This window comes from Rhizobium sp. LjRoot98, from assembly GCF_964252935.1.
Classification (GTDB): domain Bacteria; phylum Pseudomonadota; class Alphaproteobacteria; order Rhizobiales; family Rhizobiaceae; genus Pararhizobium.
Genome location: NZ_CAXUPW020000027.1, coordinates 1 through 17,487 on the forward strand (window position 1 = coordinate 1; position 17,487 = coordinate 17,487).

At 57.1% G+C, this 17,487-nt stretch carries 17 protein-coding genes and 6 pseudogenes; 12 read left to right on the plus strand and 11 right to left on the minus strand.

Annotation, left to right across the window (positions count from 1 at the left end):
• Both ACSQ3J_RS30470 and ACSQ3J_RS30475 read right to left on the minus strand, forming a co-directional pair.
• A pseudogene (locus tag ACSQ3J_RS30470) lies at positions 1-1,308 on the minus strand (hypothetical protein); the annotation flags it as partial.
• 596 nt (positions 1,309-1,904) lie between these two features.
• Positions 1,905-2,843, minus strand: coding sequence for a glycosyltransferase family 2 protein (locus tag ACSQ3J_RS30475; RefSeq protein WP_082512205.1), 939 nt, complete (start codon positions 2,841-2,843; stop codon positions 1,905-1,907).
• A gap of 249 nt (positions 2,844-3,092) precedes the next feature.
• Here ACSQ3J_RS30475 and ACSQ3J_RS30480 point away from each other — a divergent pair, with 249 nt between their 5' ends.
• The 4 genes from ACSQ3J_RS30480 (at position 3,093) to lhgO (ending at position 7,846) form a co-directional block, all read left to right on the plus strand.
• Entirely contained in the window at positions 3,093-4,484 is a 1,392-nt protein-coding gene (locus ACSQ3J_RS30480) for a hypothetical protein (RefSeq protein WP_436041066.1), read from the plus strand.
• Position 4,485: 1 nt separating this feature from the next.
• The gene (locus ACSQ3J_RS30485; RefSeq protein WP_060505016.1) at positions 4,486-5,316 is read left to right on the plus strand and encodes a WecB/TagA/CpsF family glycosyltransferase; all 831 of its coding nucleotides are present in this window, start codon (positions 4,486-4,488) and stop codon (positions 5,314-5,316) included.
• Complete coding sequence (wecC, locus tag ACSQ3J_RS30490; RefSeq protein WP_060505017.1) at positions 5,309-6,565, plus strand: UDP-N-acetyl-D-mannosamine dehydrogenase; 1,257 nt, start codon at positions 5,309-5,311, stop codon at positions 6,563-6,565. The genes ACSQ3J_RS30485 and wecC overlap by 8 nt, the downstream gene beginning before the upstream one ends.
• Positions 6,566-6,637: 72 nt before the next feature.
• Positions 6,638-7,846 (plus strand): L-2-hydroxyglutarate oxidase, encoded by a 1,209-nt coding sequence (gene lhgO / locus ACSQ3J_RS30495; RefSeq protein ID WP_436041068.1) that lies wholly within the window; start codon positions 6,638-6,640, stop codon positions 7,844-7,846.
• A 147-nt stretch (positions 7,847-7,993) separates the two neighbouring features.
• Here lhgO and ACSQ3J_RS30500 read toward each other — a convergent pair.
• Positions 7,994-8,638 (minus strand): annotated as a pseudogene (locus ACSQ3J_RS30500) (TetR family transcriptional regulator); the annotation flags it as partial.
• A 124-nt stretch (positions 8,639-8,762) separates the two neighbouring features.
• Here ACSQ3J_RS30500 and ACSQ3J_RS30505 point away from each other — a divergent pair.
• Together ACSQ3J_RS30505 and ACSQ3J_RS30510 are read left to right on the plus strand one after the other, a co-directional pair.
• Positions 8,763-9,788, plus strand: coding sequence for an ATP-binding cassette domain-containing protein (locus ACSQ3J_RS30505; protein ID WP_162246383.1), 1,026 nt, complete (start codon positions 8,763-8,765; stop codon positions 9,786-9,788).
• Between the two features lie 190 nt (positions 9,789-9,978).
• Positions 9,979-10,659, plus strand: coding sequence for an MFS transporter (locus ACSQ3J_RS30510; RefSeq protein ID WP_436041067.1), 681 nt, complete (start codon positions 9,979-9,981; stop codon positions 10,657-10,659).
• Here the strand turns inward: ACSQ3J_RS30510 and ACSQ3J_RS30515 are convergent.
• From ACSQ3J_RS30515 to ACSQ3J_RS30535, 5 genes and pseudogenes are all read right to left on the minus strand, one after another.
• Positions 10,630-10,835: pseudogene (locus ACSQ3J_RS30515) on the minus strand (hypothetical protein); the annotation flags it as partial. The gene ACSQ3J_RS30510 and the pseudogene ACSQ3J_RS30515 overlap by 30 nt on opposite strands.
• A 46-nt stretch (positions 10,836-10,881) precedes the next feature.
• On the minus strand, positions 10,882-11,076 hold the full coding sequence (locus tag ACSQ3J_RS30520) for a hypothetical protein (RefSeq protein ID WP_060505022.1): 195 nt from the start codon (positions 11,074-11,076) through the stop codon (positions 10,882-10,884).
• A gap of 203 nt (positions 11,077-11,279) precedes the next feature.
• Positions 11,280-11,528, minus strand: coding sequence for a glycine zipper domain-containing protein (locus tag ACSQ3J_RS30525; protein ID WP_060505024.1), 249 nt, complete (start codon positions 11,526-11,528; stop codon positions 11,280-11,282).
• Positions 11,529-11,568: 40 nt separating this feature from the next.
• Positions 11,569-11,724, minus strand: a complete 156-nt coding sequence (locus tag ACSQ3J_RS30530; RefSeq protein WP_082512207.1) for a DUF3309 family protein — start codon at positions 11,722-11,724, stop codon at positions 11,569-11,571.
• Positions 11,725-11,828: 104 nt separating this feature from the next.
• Complete coding sequence (locus ACSQ3J_RS30535) at positions 11,829-12,116, minus strand: DUF1236 domain-containing protein (protein ID WP_060505025.1); 288 nt, start codon at positions 12,114-12,116, stop codon at positions 11,829-11,831.
• 904 nt (positions 12,117-13,020) lie between these two features.
• On the opposite strand from ACSQ3J_RS30535, the gene ACSQ3J_RS30540 reads away from it, so the two are divergent.
• Together ACSQ3J_RS30540 and ACSQ3J_RS30545 are read left to right on the plus strand one after the other, a co-directional pair.
• Entirely contained in the window at positions 13,021-13,230 is a 210-nt protein-coding gene (locus tag ACSQ3J_RS30540) for a hypothetical protein (protein ID WP_060505026.1), read from the plus strand.
• On the plus strand, positions 13,227-13,406 hold the full coding sequence (locus ACSQ3J_RS30545) for a hypothetical protein (RefSeq protein WP_200956646.1): 180 nt from the start codon (positions 13,227-13,229) through the stop codon (positions 13,404-13,406). Before ACSQ3J_RS30540 ends, ACSQ3J_RS30545 begins: the two co-directional genes overlap by 4 nt.
• Before the next feature lie 23 nt (positions 13,407-13,429).
• On the opposite strand, the gene ACSQ3J_RS30550 is transcribed toward ACSQ3J_RS30545, so the two are convergent.
• The gene (locus ACSQ3J_RS30550) at positions 13,430-13,750 is read right to left on the minus strand and encodes an IS110 family transposase (RefSeq protein ID WP_060505027.1); all 321 of its coding nucleotides are present in this window, start codon (positions 13,748-13,750) and stop codon (positions 13,430-13,432) included.
• Positions 13,751-13,835: 85 nt separating this feature from the next.
• Between ACSQ3J_RS30550 and ACSQ3J_RS30555 the strand changes: the two are divergent.
• A pseudogene (locus ACSQ3J_RS30555) lies at positions 13,836-13,973 on the plus strand (IS256 family transposase); the annotation flags it as partial.
• Positions 13,974-14,367: 394 nt separating this feature from the next.
• On the opposite strand, the gene ACSQ3J_RS30560 reads toward ACSQ3J_RS30555, so the two are convergent.
• Entirely contained in the window at positions 14,368-14,934 is a 567-nt protein-coding gene (locus ACSQ3J_RS30560) for a hypothetical protein (protein WP_156397693.1), read from the minus strand.
• A gap of 401 nt (positions 14,935-15,335) precedes the next feature.
• On the opposite strand from ACSQ3J_RS30560, the pseudogene ACSQ3J_RS30565 reads away from it, so the two are divergent.
• A pseudogene (locus tag ACSQ3J_RS30565) lies at positions 15,336-15,521 on the plus strand (IS256 family transposase); the annotation flags it as partial.
• A gap of 242 nt (positions 15,522-15,763) precedes the next feature.
• Here the strand turns inward: ACSQ3J_RS30565 and ACSQ3J_RS30570 are convergent.
• Entirely contained in the window at positions 15,764-16,198 is a 435-nt protein-coding gene (locus tag ACSQ3J_RS30570; protein WP_060505667.1) for a hypothetical protein, read from the minus strand.
• Positions 16,199-16,764: 566 nt separating this feature from the next.
• Between ACSQ3J_RS30570 and ACSQ3J_RS30575 the strand changes: the two genes are divergently transcribed.
• Together ACSQ3J_RS30575 and ACSQ3J_RS30580 are read left to right on the plus strand one after the other, a co-directional pair.
• Positions 16,765-17,295 (plus strand): NAD-dependent epimerase/dehydratase family protein, encoded by a 531-nt coding sequence (locus ACSQ3J_RS30575; protein ID WP_082512249.1) that lies wholly within the window; start codon positions 16,765-16,767, stop codon positions 17,293-17,295.
• 87 nt (positions 17,296-17,382) lie between these two features.
• Positions 17,383-17,487: pseudogene (locus ACSQ3J_RS30580) on the plus strand (IS110 family transposase); the annotation flags it as partial.

Below are 17,487 nucleotides of genomic sequence, written 5' to 3' on the forward strand. Positions count from 1 at the left end.
GTTACCGGCAAGGCCGTCAATCGAGTCGATCCCTGCCGTGCCGGTGAGAATGTCATCCCCGCTTGTCGCGCCAGTAGGAACGGGAGGCTGCGGCACCGTGCTCAGACCCGTGTTGCCGGATAGGATCGGCTTGCTGCCATATAGCGAAAAATCGCCCCAGTAGCCGCCGCCGATCTGGTTGTTGGTAATCTTGATCGTGTTTTCAACAACGGCACCGCCGCCTTTACGCCCGTCGAGATAGACGGTATAGCCGCCACCCACCAATCGGTTGTTGTCGACCGTGATGTTGGCGAGGCCACCGAAGGTGTTTTCCAGCATCAAGGCGGCTGTCTGGTTGTGGTCGTTGATGATCGTGTTGTGGATGAAATCGATATCGCGCCCGCCGTTGACTTGAATGCCGTCGTAGTGCGGGTCTGCTTTTCCATTCCGAAGGTTGTGAATGTAATTGTCTTGAACGGAGGAAGGCCCCCACAGGGTCATGCCGTTCTCGACATCATGAATGTTGTTGCGCAAGAACGTCCCATGGCCGTAAACGCCATTATCGCTCAAGCCACGCCCGTCGATTTCGCTGTCCTTGAGCGTAAAGCCGGTCGCATCATCCATGACCCTGAGGACATGCCACTCCGTATTGGAGATGAGCTTGATGTTGCTCAGCGTAACATTCTTGGCATCGATGATGATATCACCAGTCACTTCCATATTGCTGATGACGGCGTTGTCCGTCGTAATATGAAGCGAGCCCGTATATTTCGTCATCGGGACTCCGGCCTTGACGCCGGTATTGGTCTCGTCGGGAAACCCTGTCGCTGCTGTCGCTGCTGTCGCTGCTGTCGCTGCTGTCGCTGCTGTCGCTGCTGTCGCTGTAGGGGCATTCGTGCCGGCTGCGGAAGAAACGGTGGCCGCGCTGGTGCTTGCCGACGCGCTCATAGCGGCTGCGGATTTCAACACGGGTGGAGCGCCGACGGTTTCCTCGGCTTCGATCGCCGTGCCGGCCATGCCGGCCTTGGAGATGCCGCTCCAGCTACTTTCAGAGCTGACAGCATTTGCCTGGGATGATGAATTGTTGAGGAAGTGAAGTGAATTCTGTTCAGCGGTAGTGCTCTCATCGCCAACGTCACGAGCGCTAAACCCCTCCATCACCTCGTGATCGCCGAGATGGGCAGAGTCATTGAACGTGGTCTTGGATGGAACCGTTGATTGCTGATCCTCGCTCGCCTTGTTCAGATCAATGACGTCGAGAGAATTCGCCTGAATGGCATCCTCAGTCAAAAAACCGCTGGTGGTTGTGTTCAGTAGTGTTCGTGCCACTGTGCTATCGCCTTTCTCCTCAGCCGTTAACCCCGTTTCAAGATAGTATTACGGGTAAGCCGGCTACCTCTTTTTAGGTAAGCCAAGCTTATAACAGCGAGAAGTAATGCAACTTTTAAGATGGCGCAACGAGGTTAAAATTAACCCGGTATATTGGGGCAAGGTGCCTAATTTCAGACTTAATATTGCCGCAAAATCCTTAAAATGCCGCTTCCGTTTGATATGCTTGCCAAATTTCTGGCCATTCAACGGAAATTAAAATATCGCAGGTTTTTTAAATCGTTACGCAAAAATACAACCTGACGTGTGGCAATCCCTCTGAAAAGACTTGCAAAAAATTGCTGAAGAATTTCAGAAGCTCAATGACGCCGCAGGCGAGGAAAAGCTCGTATCTTTTTTTTAGAAAATTTATTCTACGCAACCATAGGGATTTATGAACGGTTGGATCAACCGCGTTTTCGGCCGCGGGCTGCTTACCAAGCATGCCAAAAAATACAGAAATTGAAGGGGAGTATAGAGGTTGGTCCGCCGCGTGATTCGCTGGTGAGCCCGAACAAGAGTTCTGAACTGCCCGCGTGGCCGCGAGCTGGGCGCGGCTAACGGCCGAGTGCAGCGCTCAACGCGGCAGCGCGATGGCCCGATTTCATCGCCATGCGCATCGCTTCTCCGGCGATGATGCCCGATCGGAACAATGCCGAGGCGAATGCGCCGTGATGGCGACGGTAGTATTTGATGCGATTGGTCGTCATGAGCGCGGTGAGAAAATCGCTGCTGTGATAATCCCCGCCAATATGGACGGCCTGAGACGAGGGAATATAGACCACATCCAGTCCTGCAGCTCGAACGCGCTGAAGATAGTCGACCTCCTCACTGTAGAGGAAGAAGCTGTCATCCCAGTCGCCAATCACTGCGCGGGCATGGGCCGTGACCAGCAAGATAGCACCGGTGGCCCATTCGATACGTCCGCCATCCCGGTACAATGAAGCCTTATCGACGATTTCACCCAATCCCATTCGGGCGGCTAGTGTTCCTCCAAGCAGCGCTTCGGACCACGCCGTTGTTATCGATGGCTCACGGCGAATGGATTTGGCGACAACACCGTCCTCACCGCGGACCTGCGGCACAGCCACCCCAACCGAAGAACTGTTTATGCCTGCGTACAAGCGGCTTATCGAGCCGGGTTGCAGACGGATGTCCGGATTGAGAACAAGCAGATCCGAAGAGGAATCAATCGTCGCGGTGGCTGCGTTGATCCCTGCGGAATAGCCGCCATTGCGGCCGGTTACGATGACTCTCGCCCCGATTTCGTGCGCAGCCGCGAGTTCGACAGAATGATCGTGACTGTCATTATCGACGACAATCACTTCATATTGCTCAATGCCTTCAAGACCCGCGCGAAGAGAATCCAGCAAGCCTGGCAGCACCGAAGCGCTGTTATAGGCAACGGTGACGACCGAGAGTTTTCGCGCGCCCACGGAGCCTGGTTCGATCCTGCCGTCAACCAAAGGCTCTCTTTGCTTTATCGAACCATCCATTTCGCGCCCTCATGTCTGGCGAGACCCGCGAGCGGGAGTTCTGCAATTCCTATTGGAAAAGGGTTGGCGCTGAAACACTGCAGAGAGAGGTAGAGGATAAGTCCCGTCCAGCCCTGCGCTCATCCCAAAGCCGAATGATGGCCCGCCCGGGTAATACTATCGGTGCATGCCGGGACCGGTGCCTGCATGGTCCGATGGCGCTTTTGTAAGTCTTTGAGTGCGCTGGCATATCTGTCAGGATTTTCTAGCATGTCTACAGCAACCGACGATTTTGATAGGAATTTCCAGCGTCTTTGCGCCGATCTTTGGTCAACTGCCTTTTCGTTCGGCGGCAAGTTATCAGGAGCTTTCATGCCGATTGATTTTAAGCATTCATTGCCATCGAGAGCCCGAAATACAGCACTGGACAGCATCGGACAGCACCCGCCTGCCGTTGAGCAAACCGGACTGGACACGCTTGACCGGTTGGAGGCCTTTGGATCAGTTTCGCCTCAGACAAGAACCCAGGCCAGCCGCTTTTTGAAGATTGCAAAGCGGGGCTTGCCACGCATGCACCGGGGCGGCGCGTTCGGGCACACATTGCGAGCGGTCAAATCAGATTTGCGCTGGACGGAACATCTTGAAGGAGACAGCCTCCGCTATACCGCCATCGCCGCGCTTGGACTGTCCCAAGTCGACAGAACCACACAGCAACAGATACTGGGCGGCAATACGGTACTCGATCTTGCAAATGCGTGTGTGGTTCGTGCCACGACGTCCGCCGATATGGGCGCGGTGGCGCTTGCTGCCTGGGCCGCAGCAGAGGCTGGGCGGTTCCATTCAATGCCGCTGTTTCGCCAGCTGGTACAGATACTCGCTTCAGATACGTCCATTGCGACTGTAGACTGCGCATGGGCATTGAGTGCCGGCCTGGCCGCGCGGCAATTCGGCGACACACGCGACGTCGTTTCCCTGGCAACGAAAAGGCTGATGTCGGGACGGTCCTCGTCCGGCCTGTTTCCACATATGCTTCCCGCATCGGCCAGCGGGCGTTTCCGGGCTCATATCGGGTGTTTTGCCGATCAGGTTTACCCGATACAGGCATTTTCCCGTCTTCATGCGGCACAGCCGAACATCGAAGCTCTGTCGGCAGCGGAAGCCTGTGCAGAGCGCATTTGCGCGCTGCAGGGTCCGGCCGGCCAATGGTGGTGGCATTACGATACGCGCAACGGCGGTGTCGTCGAGGGCTATCCGGTTTACAGCGTTCATCAGCACGCGATGGCCCCGATGGCGCTGCTCGAGCTCCGGGAGGCCGGGGGCACCGACCACTCGCAAGCGATCATCAAAGGCATGCGGTGGCTCGACGAGCACCCTGAGGTTTCGACGCCGCTCGTCGCAGCGGAAAAAGGTGTGATCTGGCGCAAGGTGGGGCGCCGCGAACCCCGCAAGATAGTCAGGGCGATATCCGCCCTGACGACGGCTCTGATGCCGGGGTTGCATGTTCCCGGCCTTGATAGGCTCTTCCCGCCGATCTGTGTGGATTATGAATGCCGGCCCTATGAACTCGGCTGGTTGATGTATGCGTGGCTTTCGGGAGGCGTGGTCGCACAGCTTTCCCTTAGCCCGGCAGGGGAGATGCCTGCAGTGTCCAAGGAGATTTGATATGCAAGGGCAGCGTCAACTTCTGTTCGGCATGTATATGGACGCCATGCGCATGGACGATGTCATCGAGCGATGCCGCACGGCGCTTACAACACGCCGGCCAATCCTTCTGGGGGTGCTCAATGCGGCAAAAATTGTCGAACTTCACAGGAATTCACTCCTGCGCGAATCCCTGATGGGATGCGATCTCTTGCTGGCGGATGGTCAATCCATCGTGTGGGCAAGCAAGTTGCTCGGTCGGCCTTTGCCGGAACGGGTGGCAGGCATCGATATCTTCACGCGTCTTCTTTTTCTTGCCCATCGCGACGACCGGTCCATTGCACTGCTGGGCGCGAAGCCCGAGATTTTGAAGGAAATGCGGCGTGTTATCGCACAGCGTTTTCCCGGCTTGAGGATCGTCTACAGCCACCATGGATATTATGAAGCCGCAGAAGCAGGCCAGATCGCCGCCGATATTCGAGATTCCGGTGCCGATATGCTCTTTCTGGGAATGACATCGCCCAAGAAGGAAATATTTCTGGGCTCCTATGGCTCGTTGCTCAACGTCCCAGTGCTGCATGGCGTCGGCGGCTCTTTTGATATTATGGCCGGTCTGACTAAACGTGCGCCGGTCGCCTGGCAGAAAGCCGGAATGGAATGGGCGTACAGATTGCTGCAGGAGCCGCGCCGGCTGATGTGGCGCTACCTGAAGACCAATACCAGCTTCGTCCAGCTCACCGCCCGTGAACTGTTTCACCCCGCGCGTGCATTCAGGTTTGGCGCGAACCGGAATGTGGCGCCCGCCAAGTCCATTATGCCAGAAAAGCAACTTCGGAGCATTGCCGATGAGTGACGTATTCAAGAGCAGAGTTGCCATTCTCGGCATGGGATATATCGGGTTGCCCACGGCTGTGGCGATCGCGACGCGCGGCGTCGATGTGATCGGTGTCGACATAAATCCGGCCACCGTCGCAGCCCTGTCGCGCGGGGAAGTACCGTTTGTCGAACCGGATCTGGCCGTGGCTGTCAGCGGTGCCGTCGCCATGGGCCGGCTGACCGCGACGACGGAGACCCCGGAAGCGGAAGCCTTCATCATCGCCGTTCCGACGCCGTTCAACGAGGACCGGACCGCTGACCTGTCCTATGTGAAAGCCGCTGCGGAGCAGATCGCTCCAAGGCTGAAACCCGGAAACATTGTCGTTCTTGAGTCCACGTCCCCTCCTGGAACTACACAGAAAGTCGGAGACTGGATCGGAGCCCTGCGCCCGGACCTGAGAATGCCGCGTGATGGCGAAACCGGCGCCGACATATTTGTTGCACATTGCCCCGAGCGCGTTCTTCCCGGCCGCATCATGATCGAGATGATCACCAACGACCGCGTCGTCGGAGGTTTGACGCCCAGATGCGCGGAGAAGGCAGCGTCCATTTACCGCCTGTTCGCTCAGGGCGAGATCCTCTTGACCGATGCGGCAAGCGCCGAAATGGCCAAGCTGGTGGAAAATGCCTATCGCGATGTCAACATTGCTTTCGCCAATGAAATCTCCCTGATCAGCGAAAGCCTTCATATCGACGTCTGGGAAGTCATCCGCCTGGCCAACCGGCATCCGCGGGTCAACATTCTCAGCCCGGGACCGGGTGTCGGCGGGCATTGCATCCCGGTCGATCCCTGGTTCATCGTTTCCGCGGCACCCCAGTTGTCACGCTTGATCCGCACGGCACGCGAGGTCAACGATCATCGGCCGCACCACGTCGCCGGACAGGTTGTGGAGAAGGCAAAACGGTTCCGTTCGCCGACGGTTGCCTGCCTGGGCCTGACCTTCAAGGCAAATGTCGATGATGTGCGCGAAAGCCCCGCTATAGAAGTCGTCGGGCTCATTGCACAGGCGCTGCCGGATGTGGAGATTCTTGTAGCGGATCCCTATGTCAGCGCTATGCCAGGATTGTTGTCCAAGTATGATAATCTCCACCTTGAGGGTGCGTATCAGGCGGTGGAGCGTGCGGACATCGTGGTGCTTCTCGTCGAGCACGAACCATTCAAGGCCATGAGGCACACGCGCCTGGCGGGCAAAGTTATCTACGATACGCGCGGCGCGTGGCACTGAAGCGGTCATTGGTGTAGCAAGAAAAGGCTTTCTGCGGATACGACAGGAACGGGCAGAATGAGTTTCGAGCGCGTGGCGGATTTTGATGTCGTGGTGATCGGGGGTGGCATTGTCGGGTTATCGACAGCCATGCAGATGTCACAACGATTTCCCGGCCTTACCGTTGCCGTCTTGGAAAAGGAGTCGATGCTTGCCAGTCATCAGACCGGGCGCAACAGCGGTGTCATCCATGCCGGCGTTTATTATGAACCTGGCAGCCTGAAAGCACAATTCTGCCGGCAGGGCAGTGCTGCGACGATGCAGTTCTGCAAGGACTATGGCATTCGCTTCGAACAGCGTGGCAAAATGCTCGTGGCCACCAGCCTAGAAGAGTTGCCGCGCATGGAAAAGCTCCACGAGCGTGCCGTCGCCAACGGGCTTGAGGTCCATCGGGTCAGCAAGGCTGAGTTGACGGAACGCGAACCACATATTGCCGGTGTCGCAGCTCTTTTCATTCCAGCCTCGGGGATCGTCGATTATGGCGAAGTGACGCGGCGCATGGGTGCGCTTCTTCTCGAAGCCGATGGCACGATCATGACCGATGTTGACGTTACCCGCATCGATGAGCAAGCAGGCGGCGTGGAGATTACGCTCGACACGGGAATGCTGCTCACTGCCCGCCATGTGATTGTCTGTGCCGGCGTCAACGCAGACCGTCTGGCGCGAATGTGCGGCCTTGCCAAGGATATTGCGATTGTTCCCTTCCGCGGCGAGTATTTTCGCCTCGGTGCAGATAAGAACCGCATCGTCGAACACCTTATTTATCCCATCCCGGAACCATCCCTGCCATTCCTTGGGGTGCATCTGACGCCGATGATCGGCGGGTTCGTGACGGTCGGCCCCAACGCCGTGCTGGCCTTTGCCCGCAATGGCTACAGTTTCGGCAACATCAATCCCCGGGATCTCTGGGAGATGGTTCGTTTCCCCGGGTTTCGCCAGGTCATTGCAAACAACATGCGCTATGGATTGGGTGAGATGGCCAATTCGCTCAGCCGCCGCCGATACCTTGCGCTGTGCCAACGTTATTGCCCAGAGCTCGAGCTGGCGGATCTGCATCCGCATCCCGCTGGCATCCGCGCCCAGGCGGTCAGCCGCGACGGCCGCCTGCTGCATGACTTTCTGATTGAACGCACGGCCCGCACGGTTCACGTGCTCAACGCCCCATCCCCTGCAGCCACCTCGGCGCTGCCGATCGGCAAGCATATCGCCGATATCGCCGAGGTGCATTTCGGATGCTCGTAACGTCCTCCGGCAGTTGACCTCCTGCGGCTCTCCTGATGGGTCCAGCGCGGCCGCGCGCTTATATTGTGTCCCTGGATGCCAGTCTGCGCCGGACGTTGGTGGATGCTTAAACCGCAAGGCGAGCTGGCGTTGACCAATCAGGTCGACGACATGCTGCCGTCGTTCGGTGACGATCCCGTCCGAGGACAGGTCAACGCCGAATGTGACCGACAGCGTGTAGCGGCTGGAGATGTGAATAAAGCTCAACGCGACAATCGATATGTAGAGTTGCATGGCGTCGATGCCCGGCGGGATCTCGCCACTGGCTTCGCCTCGATCAAGCAGTGTCTCGATGGAGCCGATCAGCGGCCGCGACGATCGTGGTATGCTCACTATCGTGCGGATGAACTCTCCCTGCAACAGGTTCTCTGCCAGAACCATTTTGATAAAGGCAGGCGTTGCCGCCATGTAATCGAAGGTAAAGGCGGTCAGCGCCGCGATTCCTGCCACCGGGTCGCGGTCCAAAATGTTGAGCCCGGCCTCCTTGCTGCGCAGGTCGTCGTCGTCCTGGAGCGCGGCCTTGTAGAGCAGCTCCTTGCTCTGGAAATAGTGGTAAAGCATCCGGATATTGCATCCCGCGCGCTCGACGATGCGGTCGGTGCTGGCGCCGCTCAGGCCGTGTTCGCAGAACTCCACTATTCCCGCTTCGAGGATGGATTTCCGCGTCGCCTGGGCGTTGCGCGAGCGAGTGCCCGTTGTTTCCTGCTGGTAATCACCGTTGCCCGCGTCACTCATTCTGCATCCATCCTTCATTGTGCCAATCGGCAGAGAATCTTTCTATCGCATGGCTGAAGGCACCTTTCGGCGACTTTAGCGCCTGTGCGAGCTGTCGAGTTTTGGAGGAACGAACCATCTTAGAGCCTTGAAGTTTCGTGGCGTGCCGGATGGTCCGCTTGCCGTCAAGGGCATCGACTTGGCCATCGGCCGCGGCGAGGTCGTGGCGATCGTTAGAGAGTCAGGATCGGGTAAATCGGTTACGGCCAAATCCATCATGCGGCTGGTCGAGTTCATGGGTGCGCAGATCGTGCGCGGTCGTGCCATGCTGAGCGAAGGGCCGGGTGTCGAGACCGATCTCCTGGCCCTTGGCGAAGCACGCATGCAGGCCGTGCGGGGTGACCGTGTTGCCATGATCTTCCAGGAGCCGATGACGTCTCTCAACCCCGTGCTGACCATCGGCCAGCAATTGTGCGAGGTGGTAGTCAAACATCGCAAGGCCAGCAAGGCTGAGGCCGGCAAGATCGCACTGAGCGCACTGGAGCAAGTGCGTATCCCCGAACCCGTGCGCGGGTTGAAACAATATCCGCACGAATTGTCGGGCGGCATGCGCCAGCGGGTCATGATCGCCATGGCCATCCTGTGCAAGCCGGACCTGCTCATCGCGGATGAGCCGACGACTGCATTGGACGTGACTGTGCAGGCCGAAATTCTTGCGCTTCTGAAGGCCATTCAACGTGAGACCGGCATGGCCATTCTCCTGATCACCCATGACATGGGTGTCGTGGCCGAGATCGCCGACAAGGTCGTGGTCATGCTGCGCGGTGAAGTGGTGGAAAGCGGCGATGTCCATGCCATCTTCAATGCGCCCCAGCATGAGTATACTCGCCGTCTGCTCGATGCGGCGCCAAAGCTCAGCAACCGGCTGGAATGTGGCCCGCTAAGCGTGGTTGAGACTGCGACACCGCAGCCCGGGCATGCGGTCAGTCCGGAGATAGTCCTCAGCGTCCGCAATCTTGTGACGCGCTTTGCTGTCCGGCAAGGCATGTTCCAGCGTGTCGTCGCCAACGTTCACGCGGTCGAAGACGTGTCCTTCGATCTTCGAGAAAAGGAGACGCTGTCGCTGGTGGGCGAGAGCGGCTGCGGCAAATCGACGACCGGCAAAAGCATCATGCGCCTCGTCCGGTAGCCCCATACGTCCGCCAGGCTATCGGCATGAGACGCCGCCCTTGAAAGTGGTCGGCTTCGAACATTATGCCCGCATAGCCTAGCCATCCTTCGGCCGCGAGCCGGCGTTCCACTCGGGTATTCGTTCGGTCCGTTTGGGATCCGGACCTAAACTCCAGTGCCGGCAACAGAGCCGATGACAGGACAGACACATGCAGGGCCAGTACAGCTCGCGTTGGTTTTTTTTGATTGCCGTCGCGGCTATCGGTCTCAATCTTCGCCCGTTTATTACCAGCGTCGGGCCACTTGCCGAGACCATTCGCGCAGCCACCGGCCTCGGGTCGCATGGCCTTGCGATGCTCACGTTCGTGCCGATGCTGCTGATGGGTTGCTTCGCATTCCTCGGCCCGGCTCTACAACGGCTCGCCGGAGCACGTCCATCGGTCGTCTTTGCGCTTGCCGTTATCACTTTCGGGACGCTCTTGCGGTACTTCGTTTCCAGCGCATGGGCCATGGTGGGCACCGCGGCCTTGATAGGTTTCGGTGTTGCAATCGTCCAGGCGATCTTCCCGGGCATGATCAAACGGGAGCTCCCGCATCGTGCTGGCCCCATCATGGGGCTCTATTCCGCCACGCTGCTGGGCGGGGGCGCACTTGGCGCACAAGCCTCTCCCTTGCTTATGGAAATGACAGGAAGCTGGCATCTCGGGCTGGGTTCGCTGGCGATCCTGGGGTTGGCGGCTGCAATAATCGCATGGTTTGCCCTTCCCATCGAAGGCCCCGGAATTCCAGAGGGAAATATAGTCAGAAATTTGCTTAGAAGGCCACGATCCTGGTTGCTTATGGCGTTTTTTGGTCTGGTCATCGGGACGCCACAGACGAAACGACAATAGCCATTTCCCCAGTCTGCCCTGGCCAAAGTCTCGTCGAGTGCTCGCTGCACCAATTCGCTGAGATCGTTGTTGGTTTGCATGTGTGGTAGGAGGGGCGCAATGACACTATCGACGTAGAGAGCGGTCGCAGCCCCGGTATTCCTGGTGACTAACTGCCCGTCCGGTGTATTCGGCATAGACACCCCTCAGTGATCAGCCTTGCTTGATCAGCGTCTGATCACATTAGTTTCTAATGTAGTACGCAGTATCCAGTGCGGCATAGGGCACCGGGTTCGGAAGTGTGTCGTGGATTTGATCGATCTTGCCAAATTCGGGTCCTACACCAAGGACATCCTTGGCCCTCTCCAGAGTGTAGTCGGTTACAATACCGTCCTTCGCGAAGCTGGCGAGCGCGTCGCGCAATGCTTCGTCGCTCAAGGCCGGATCAGAATAACGTCGGTGCCATTCTCGGCTTCCAACTCCGCATAGGCGATTGGAGCGACGGCAGCAACTAAAGGCAGTACGCTCACGACGAGGAGCGGTAGGACCTTCATCTTGATCTCCATCGAGGAGAATTCGATGCCCCAAAGCGGGATGATCGACCCCCCCGCAGTTGCCGGTCGACGCAAACTTCCGATCGATCAGCAAGACGCTTCGTAACGGCGGCCATAGCGGTCGCGATAGATACAGCGGCCGGGCTCACTAGCATTGCCGATCAGGGCACCGGCCACGCCGCCAACGGCGGCACCCACTGCCGCACCGCGTACATTGCCGGTCGCCACGCCGCCGATGATGGCGCCGGATGCAGCACCGATGCCGGCGCCCCTTTCGGTTTGTGTGCAAGCGCTGAGCGGAAGGATGAGCACGGCTGCGAGGAGGATGTTCTTCATGATTGGTTCCTTTTCTAGGACAGGTTGGAGGGGAGAACGATCAGATGCGGCCCATCAAGACAAGGATGAGGAGGATGATGACGACCAGCCCGAGGCCACCTGAAGGTCCATAACCCCAATTGCGGCTATGGCTCCAGCTCGGCAGCGCACCGATCAGCAAGAGCACCAAGACAATCAGGAGAATTGTACCAAGCATGTTATTTCCTCGTTGGGTTCCGGCCCGTGTCGGTCACGGGGTGTGCTGCGGTAACGTCGCTCACGCGATTTGGCCCGGCATCAGCCGGGCCTGGGCACGTCTAATTACTCAATCACTTCAATCACAGCACGGGTTTTGGGATTGACCAGCACCCGCTTGTTATTGACGATGACGTAGCTGTAGTCCGCCTGATCGGGGATTGTATGGATCTCCACCGTATCAGGCAGTGCGGTCCCAACGGCGAAGTCGCCTTCAAATGTAACGGAAGGTGTCTTCTGTTCGAGAACATAAGTCCTGACCTCGCCGGGAACCGTCACCGTCGCTGTCTGAGCGACGGCTATTCCGGAGATTGAGAGGAACAGTGCGACGGCAGATATGAACAATTTTTTCATGCTTTCCTCCTTGTTTGATGCGTCAGGCGGAACTTGTTTTGCCCACCTTTGTTCCGCCTAATTGGCATCTTGATTTGATTTCGTCGTTGGTTACGCTATCGGGGCCGGTAGACGCCCTGACCAACATAGGTCGAAGCCGCCGTTGCCAGCTTTTGGAAGACCCACACTCGGCCGCTTTGGCGGTCGTCCGGCCCACCGATGGCGAAGAGCGTGGCCAGTATTCCAGCCATCGCGAGCAGGATAGCGAAAATCGGTACTGCCAGGCCGGACTTTTTTCGTAGATCATGAAGGCCTCCTAGGCACAGAACGATCTAAGCTGGCGAGAGTTCCACTGTCAGACCTCAGTCCTATAGGCGTCGGACTTTGGTCCTACACCCGTCTCAAATTCCGCCGCTAAGCGCTGTCTGGTGATTCATGGGACGTGTCAGTCACGGCATCGAAGAGAGACAAGAGTTGTCTTTCGTCTACCGCTGGAAGCCTGGACTGCGCTTCCGGGTCAATACAATGAAAATCGTCGAAGCGACATTCAATACCTTGGCCGCCGTCATCTCATCTCGGCGAATGGCCTGACCAAGGCGTCGGGGTTGTACTTACCGATTGACGTGCCCTCGCTACTTGGCAAGGGCGGCGGCCAGTGGTCCCCCGATCTCCTCGGCTCGGTCTCTTTGTCCTCTAGATCGTGCTTGGGCCCATGATTGCACAGGGGTGGAGCAACGAAGGGCATGGAGCGTCTGGGCGCGGCGATGACAGCAGCCTTTATTTTTTGATCCCAATCGAATTTCTGGATGCGCTGGATGCCTTGGGTATGCCGCTTTTGGTGCTTGCGGGATCGGGGTCGGCATCTGCTCTTTGATTATCCCCTATGTCTGTGACCGGGCCCTCGCGTTCATGACTGCGCCACTCTATGGTCGTGAACAGAATCCTGGAATGGTACCGGACGGGCATCAACCCGCAGGATCGCCTGCCGTTCCTCGCGACCTATCTCGGCCATAAGGATATCAACTCTACATTGGTCTATATCACCGTCACGCAGGAGCTGCTGCATTACGCGAATGAGCGGTTCCGGGCAGTTGGCGCACCGTGCCTCAGCATGGTGCAGGAGATGCGGCCATGAGCAAGTTTGACCGGTTCCCGGCCCTGCTGCGCGCGTTCTTCTACGAATGGCTGATCGAGCAGCGCAACGCATCCATACCGTTCCAGCCACACCCGGCAGCCAGCCATCCTGGAAGCGCGATGCCAGCGTGCTCGCCTGGCTCGACACACTCTGAAATAATGCGGAGGAACCATTGACAAGAACGGCGAAAATCCGGCGATCAGGCCGCGCTCCTCCGCATTACGACGACCTCGTGATTAGTCAAATTATGCTCACCTCGCCATAACTTGACGAACGGCTTGACGTAAAGTGGCGCGATCAACTTCATTCGATGCCCAAGCTTGGCAATCTCGCGGCCCCAATGGTGGCTCCCGGCACACGCCTCCATTGCTACAATAAACGGATCAAGCTCCGACAGGAAGGCAAGCAACTTCTTGCTTGAAACCTTCCGCCGAAAAAGCACCGATCCATCTACGCTGGCCGCGTGAACTTGAATTATGCTCTTGGCCAAATCCAAGCGGATTATGGTAACCTTTTCCATGGACGCTCTCGCTTGTAATGGTTCTAACACAACCATTCTGGCACGAAGATGCCGTTGAGTGGGAGCGTCCACCCCATCGCTTACCATCATCCGGCTCGTTGGCGCGTTGCTGCTCGAACAGAACGATGAGTGGGCCGTTCAACGGGCTCGATACATGACGCTGGAAACCATCGGTCAGATGAGCGATGATCCTCTCATCGGCTTGCCGGCCGTGGCGCGCTGATACTCATCCGACCCTCTGGGATGAGCCGTGGTCGCTTGAGCTACACTACGTCCCGGGACACGATCTGACGTTGCTTCATCCAACTTCAAGGATCGACTCCTGTGTTCAAGTGGCGTCAAGCTCGGTGGTATGTGAAATGCGACGATGCAGCGAAAGTAAAGGCGGATCCCTACTGACGGTTCAGTGCATACGTTCATCACAAGCCTTCGCGATGCTTGCGAGACATTGCTTGCGATTGCTGATCCTGGAACATCGTTGGACAGCCCACACCTCGCACGGCTAAATGGACATCAACGGCAGTGATCAGCAGGCTTTGATCGCAGTCGATTCATCGCGGCACCGGCCGGAAATTGTTTGTAGGCTTCGGCAGAGCTTGGGTCTCGGTATCAATCGCTTATTTCGCGGCTTCACGGACCACATCATTGTAAAGCACATTGGCGCGTTTGATTAACCGGTCCACCTGGATGGCGGCGCGGTGAAATTCTCGATTAGCTTCTGAAGAGCCCTTCTTACCTTGCAGGCTCTCAGTGTAAGCGTTCATTGCTTCGCTGATCTTTCTGGCTTGCCCGCATAGCTTTGCCTCGGCTACCGTCAAACGGCGGGGTTGCCTTGAATCAACGGCATCGAAATATTTTTGGTAGAAATTAAGCGCAACCTGACGTGCGACGTATCGTCCTGTCGTCAATGCAAGTGCCGTTTTCATCATCAGCAATAAGCCATCCTCAAAGCTTGGACAGTGCTGCATTGTTAAACCGAACTTATCCACCAAACGGACAATGTAGCCGTTCCCGTCATCAGCGCGGCGGATCCAACCATCAGTGGGAAATATCCCGTCGGTGAAATTCTTTCGATTTTCTTCAAGCTCGCGTAGGAAGTCTGCGATCGGGGGCGTCAAGTTTGGATGCGGATTCATTGGAAGTCCATGATTGCTGTGCGCTGCCCATAAATTCGGATGCGACATTACAGTTCCATACAACGGCGAGATTTGGAAGCGGTGGCTGATCGGGGGCTTCTGATCGATACCGAACCGGGCGCCACTCCAGCCAGTTTCAGCAGGCGACAGTGGGCACCACTCATGAAAACCGATCGGTCATGGTTGTTGATAAAATGCTTACCGAATGCCATTGGCAACACGTGCTATCCCAACCCGAGTTCCGACTATCCTTCCGTTAGAACCGTGCAAAACCTAGCGGTGTTTTTTTCCAGCTCTGAAATCGCGTCATAGCAGGATAGTGTAGCGAGAGTGAAGCCCACTGATCCCCCACTGATTATGTGCCTGGGGGTGGTGTAGCAGGCAGGCGACCATCAGCGTTTTTCGGTAGGGTGGGGTTGTTCAAGCTCAACCTGATAGAAAAATCACCGATCACCGACGAGATGATGAAACCGGCTCTCGCTTTTGAGAAGGGCGCGGATGTGGATTTGCTGCGGGAGATAATTGGCTTTGCTGCCGAGAAGCTGATGGAGTTGGAGGTCGGCGCAAAGACGCGCGCGGCCTATGGCGAGCAGAACGCGTTTCGGCTCGGCCAGCGCGACGATTATCGCGAGCAGACGGTTTCCTCGGTCTCACCATGGCGTCGGTGGTCGGATGATTGGACAATTCGTCGAAGGAAACCTCTCCAAAAACTCGCTTTTGCTTTATCCCAAGACCGGAACAATTGATGGCGCTTCTGCCCTGGCGTTTATCCAGCGGCGCCCCGAAGAATATGGCCCGGTGTTTGACAGTAGATCTGTTTCTCCCGGTGCCTCATTGCGAGGCACCGGCTCGGTTTATTTTGGCATGCCTCTGCTTTTCAAGCGAACATCCTGCGAAGGCGGCCCCAAATACCCTTCGGCTTGTCCACGTGCTGCGTACGAATGTAGCGGGCGGTCTTTGCAGCACTTACCGTTGTCCCAAAGTGGCAGTAGCAGACGATGTGGTGTAACTGCCCGTCAGACAACTGGAAAAACTCCTTTGCTGCTCCGTAAGTGTCGTTTTCCAACCCAGATGCCCGCAGAATGGGATCGTTGAAGGCCACAGTGATCGCCGAGTTATTGCTGCGCATGACAGCACGCGCAGCAGCCGGCTGAGTTTCGGTTTCGCGCAGTGTCGATAGCACTTGATGAGATTGTCCCTCAAGGACCTCTACCCAACGTCGGATGCGGTCCTCCGGCGACATGATCTGTTGTGGAAAATGTTGATTGATCTGGGCAAGATATTGCAGTTGATCGAGTTCGTGATGCTTCATTTCGCCCTCCATTGACGATTGAATGCAGCCGGCCCTCCGCTCTCACGACATCCGGCCGTGCGCTTTGAGTTTTTCGGGAATAGTACTCTGACGATGTTAATTGATCCTCCCTTCGTTCGCATGAACTTTAGAAAGACCTAATTGTTCCCCTGCACCACAGACCACACGTCGGAATGACCGCGCAATCCGATCGACTATTGGAAACGACGACATCGGTGGCCGACGTAATAGCCGCTACTGTTGTCCGTGGCACCGACCTTAAAGGGCGCAGGCCAGATCCCAGCGATTGACCACCGGAAAAGCGCATGCAATCGCGATTACGGCCCCAAAGGTCCGCTTCCCTTTCCGATCCTCGCTCAGGCAATATTCGTATCAATCTAATCTAAATCAAACGGCGAGGGAATGAATACTAATTGACGCAATCAACCGCATACGATTTGACCAGATTACCCATCCGGACCCTGCTTGGGGTAAGCGGGGCTAATCTGGTCGCGGTGCCGACACGATTAGCAGATCTGACGGGGGAGAGGACGGTGCTGAGGCTGTGGCCAAACGAGGAGCATTTGATGAATGATGGCCGATCACAAAAGCGCATGGTGCTGGTAACAGGAGCCGGAGGTTTTCTTGGAGGACACGTGGTGCTGGAACTGCTCAAGCAAGGTTACAGCGTGCCGGGAACTCTTAGGCAGATGACGAGAGCCTCGGCTGTAAAGTCACGCTTCCAGCCTTTTGAGGACAAGGTCAGCCTCTTTGAGGCCGATCTGGATAATGACAAGGGATGGGCCGATGCGGTGTCAGGCTGCGGCTACGTGATCCACACTGCATCCCCATTTCCAACTGGCGCGGTGCATGATGAGGAAGGATTGATCCGTACGGCCAGAGAAGGGGCGCTCCGCGTGTTGCAGGCATCCCATCAAGCTGGAGTCAAGCGGGTCGTTCTCACCTCATCCATCGCAGCCACCAACCACGGTAGCGGAAGCGCGCCTTTCAGCGAGACGGATTGGACCGATGTGGAGAGCAAACGGGTAACACCCTACTACAAGTCCAAGACGATGGCGGAGCGGGCCGCCTGGGCATTTCGCAAGAGCGAGGACTGAATAGATGGCGTGGTTGCCGCTCTACCCACCCGGCACGTTCTATCAGAGGATGGTCGGGTTAAATCCAACGGGTGGAAGGATGGCAGCATGACATACGACACGATGATTGGGATCGATCTGGCGAAGAACGTTTTCCAGGTTCATGGAGCTTTGCTTTCCGGAGAGGTGAAGTTCCGGCGGAAACTATCCCGG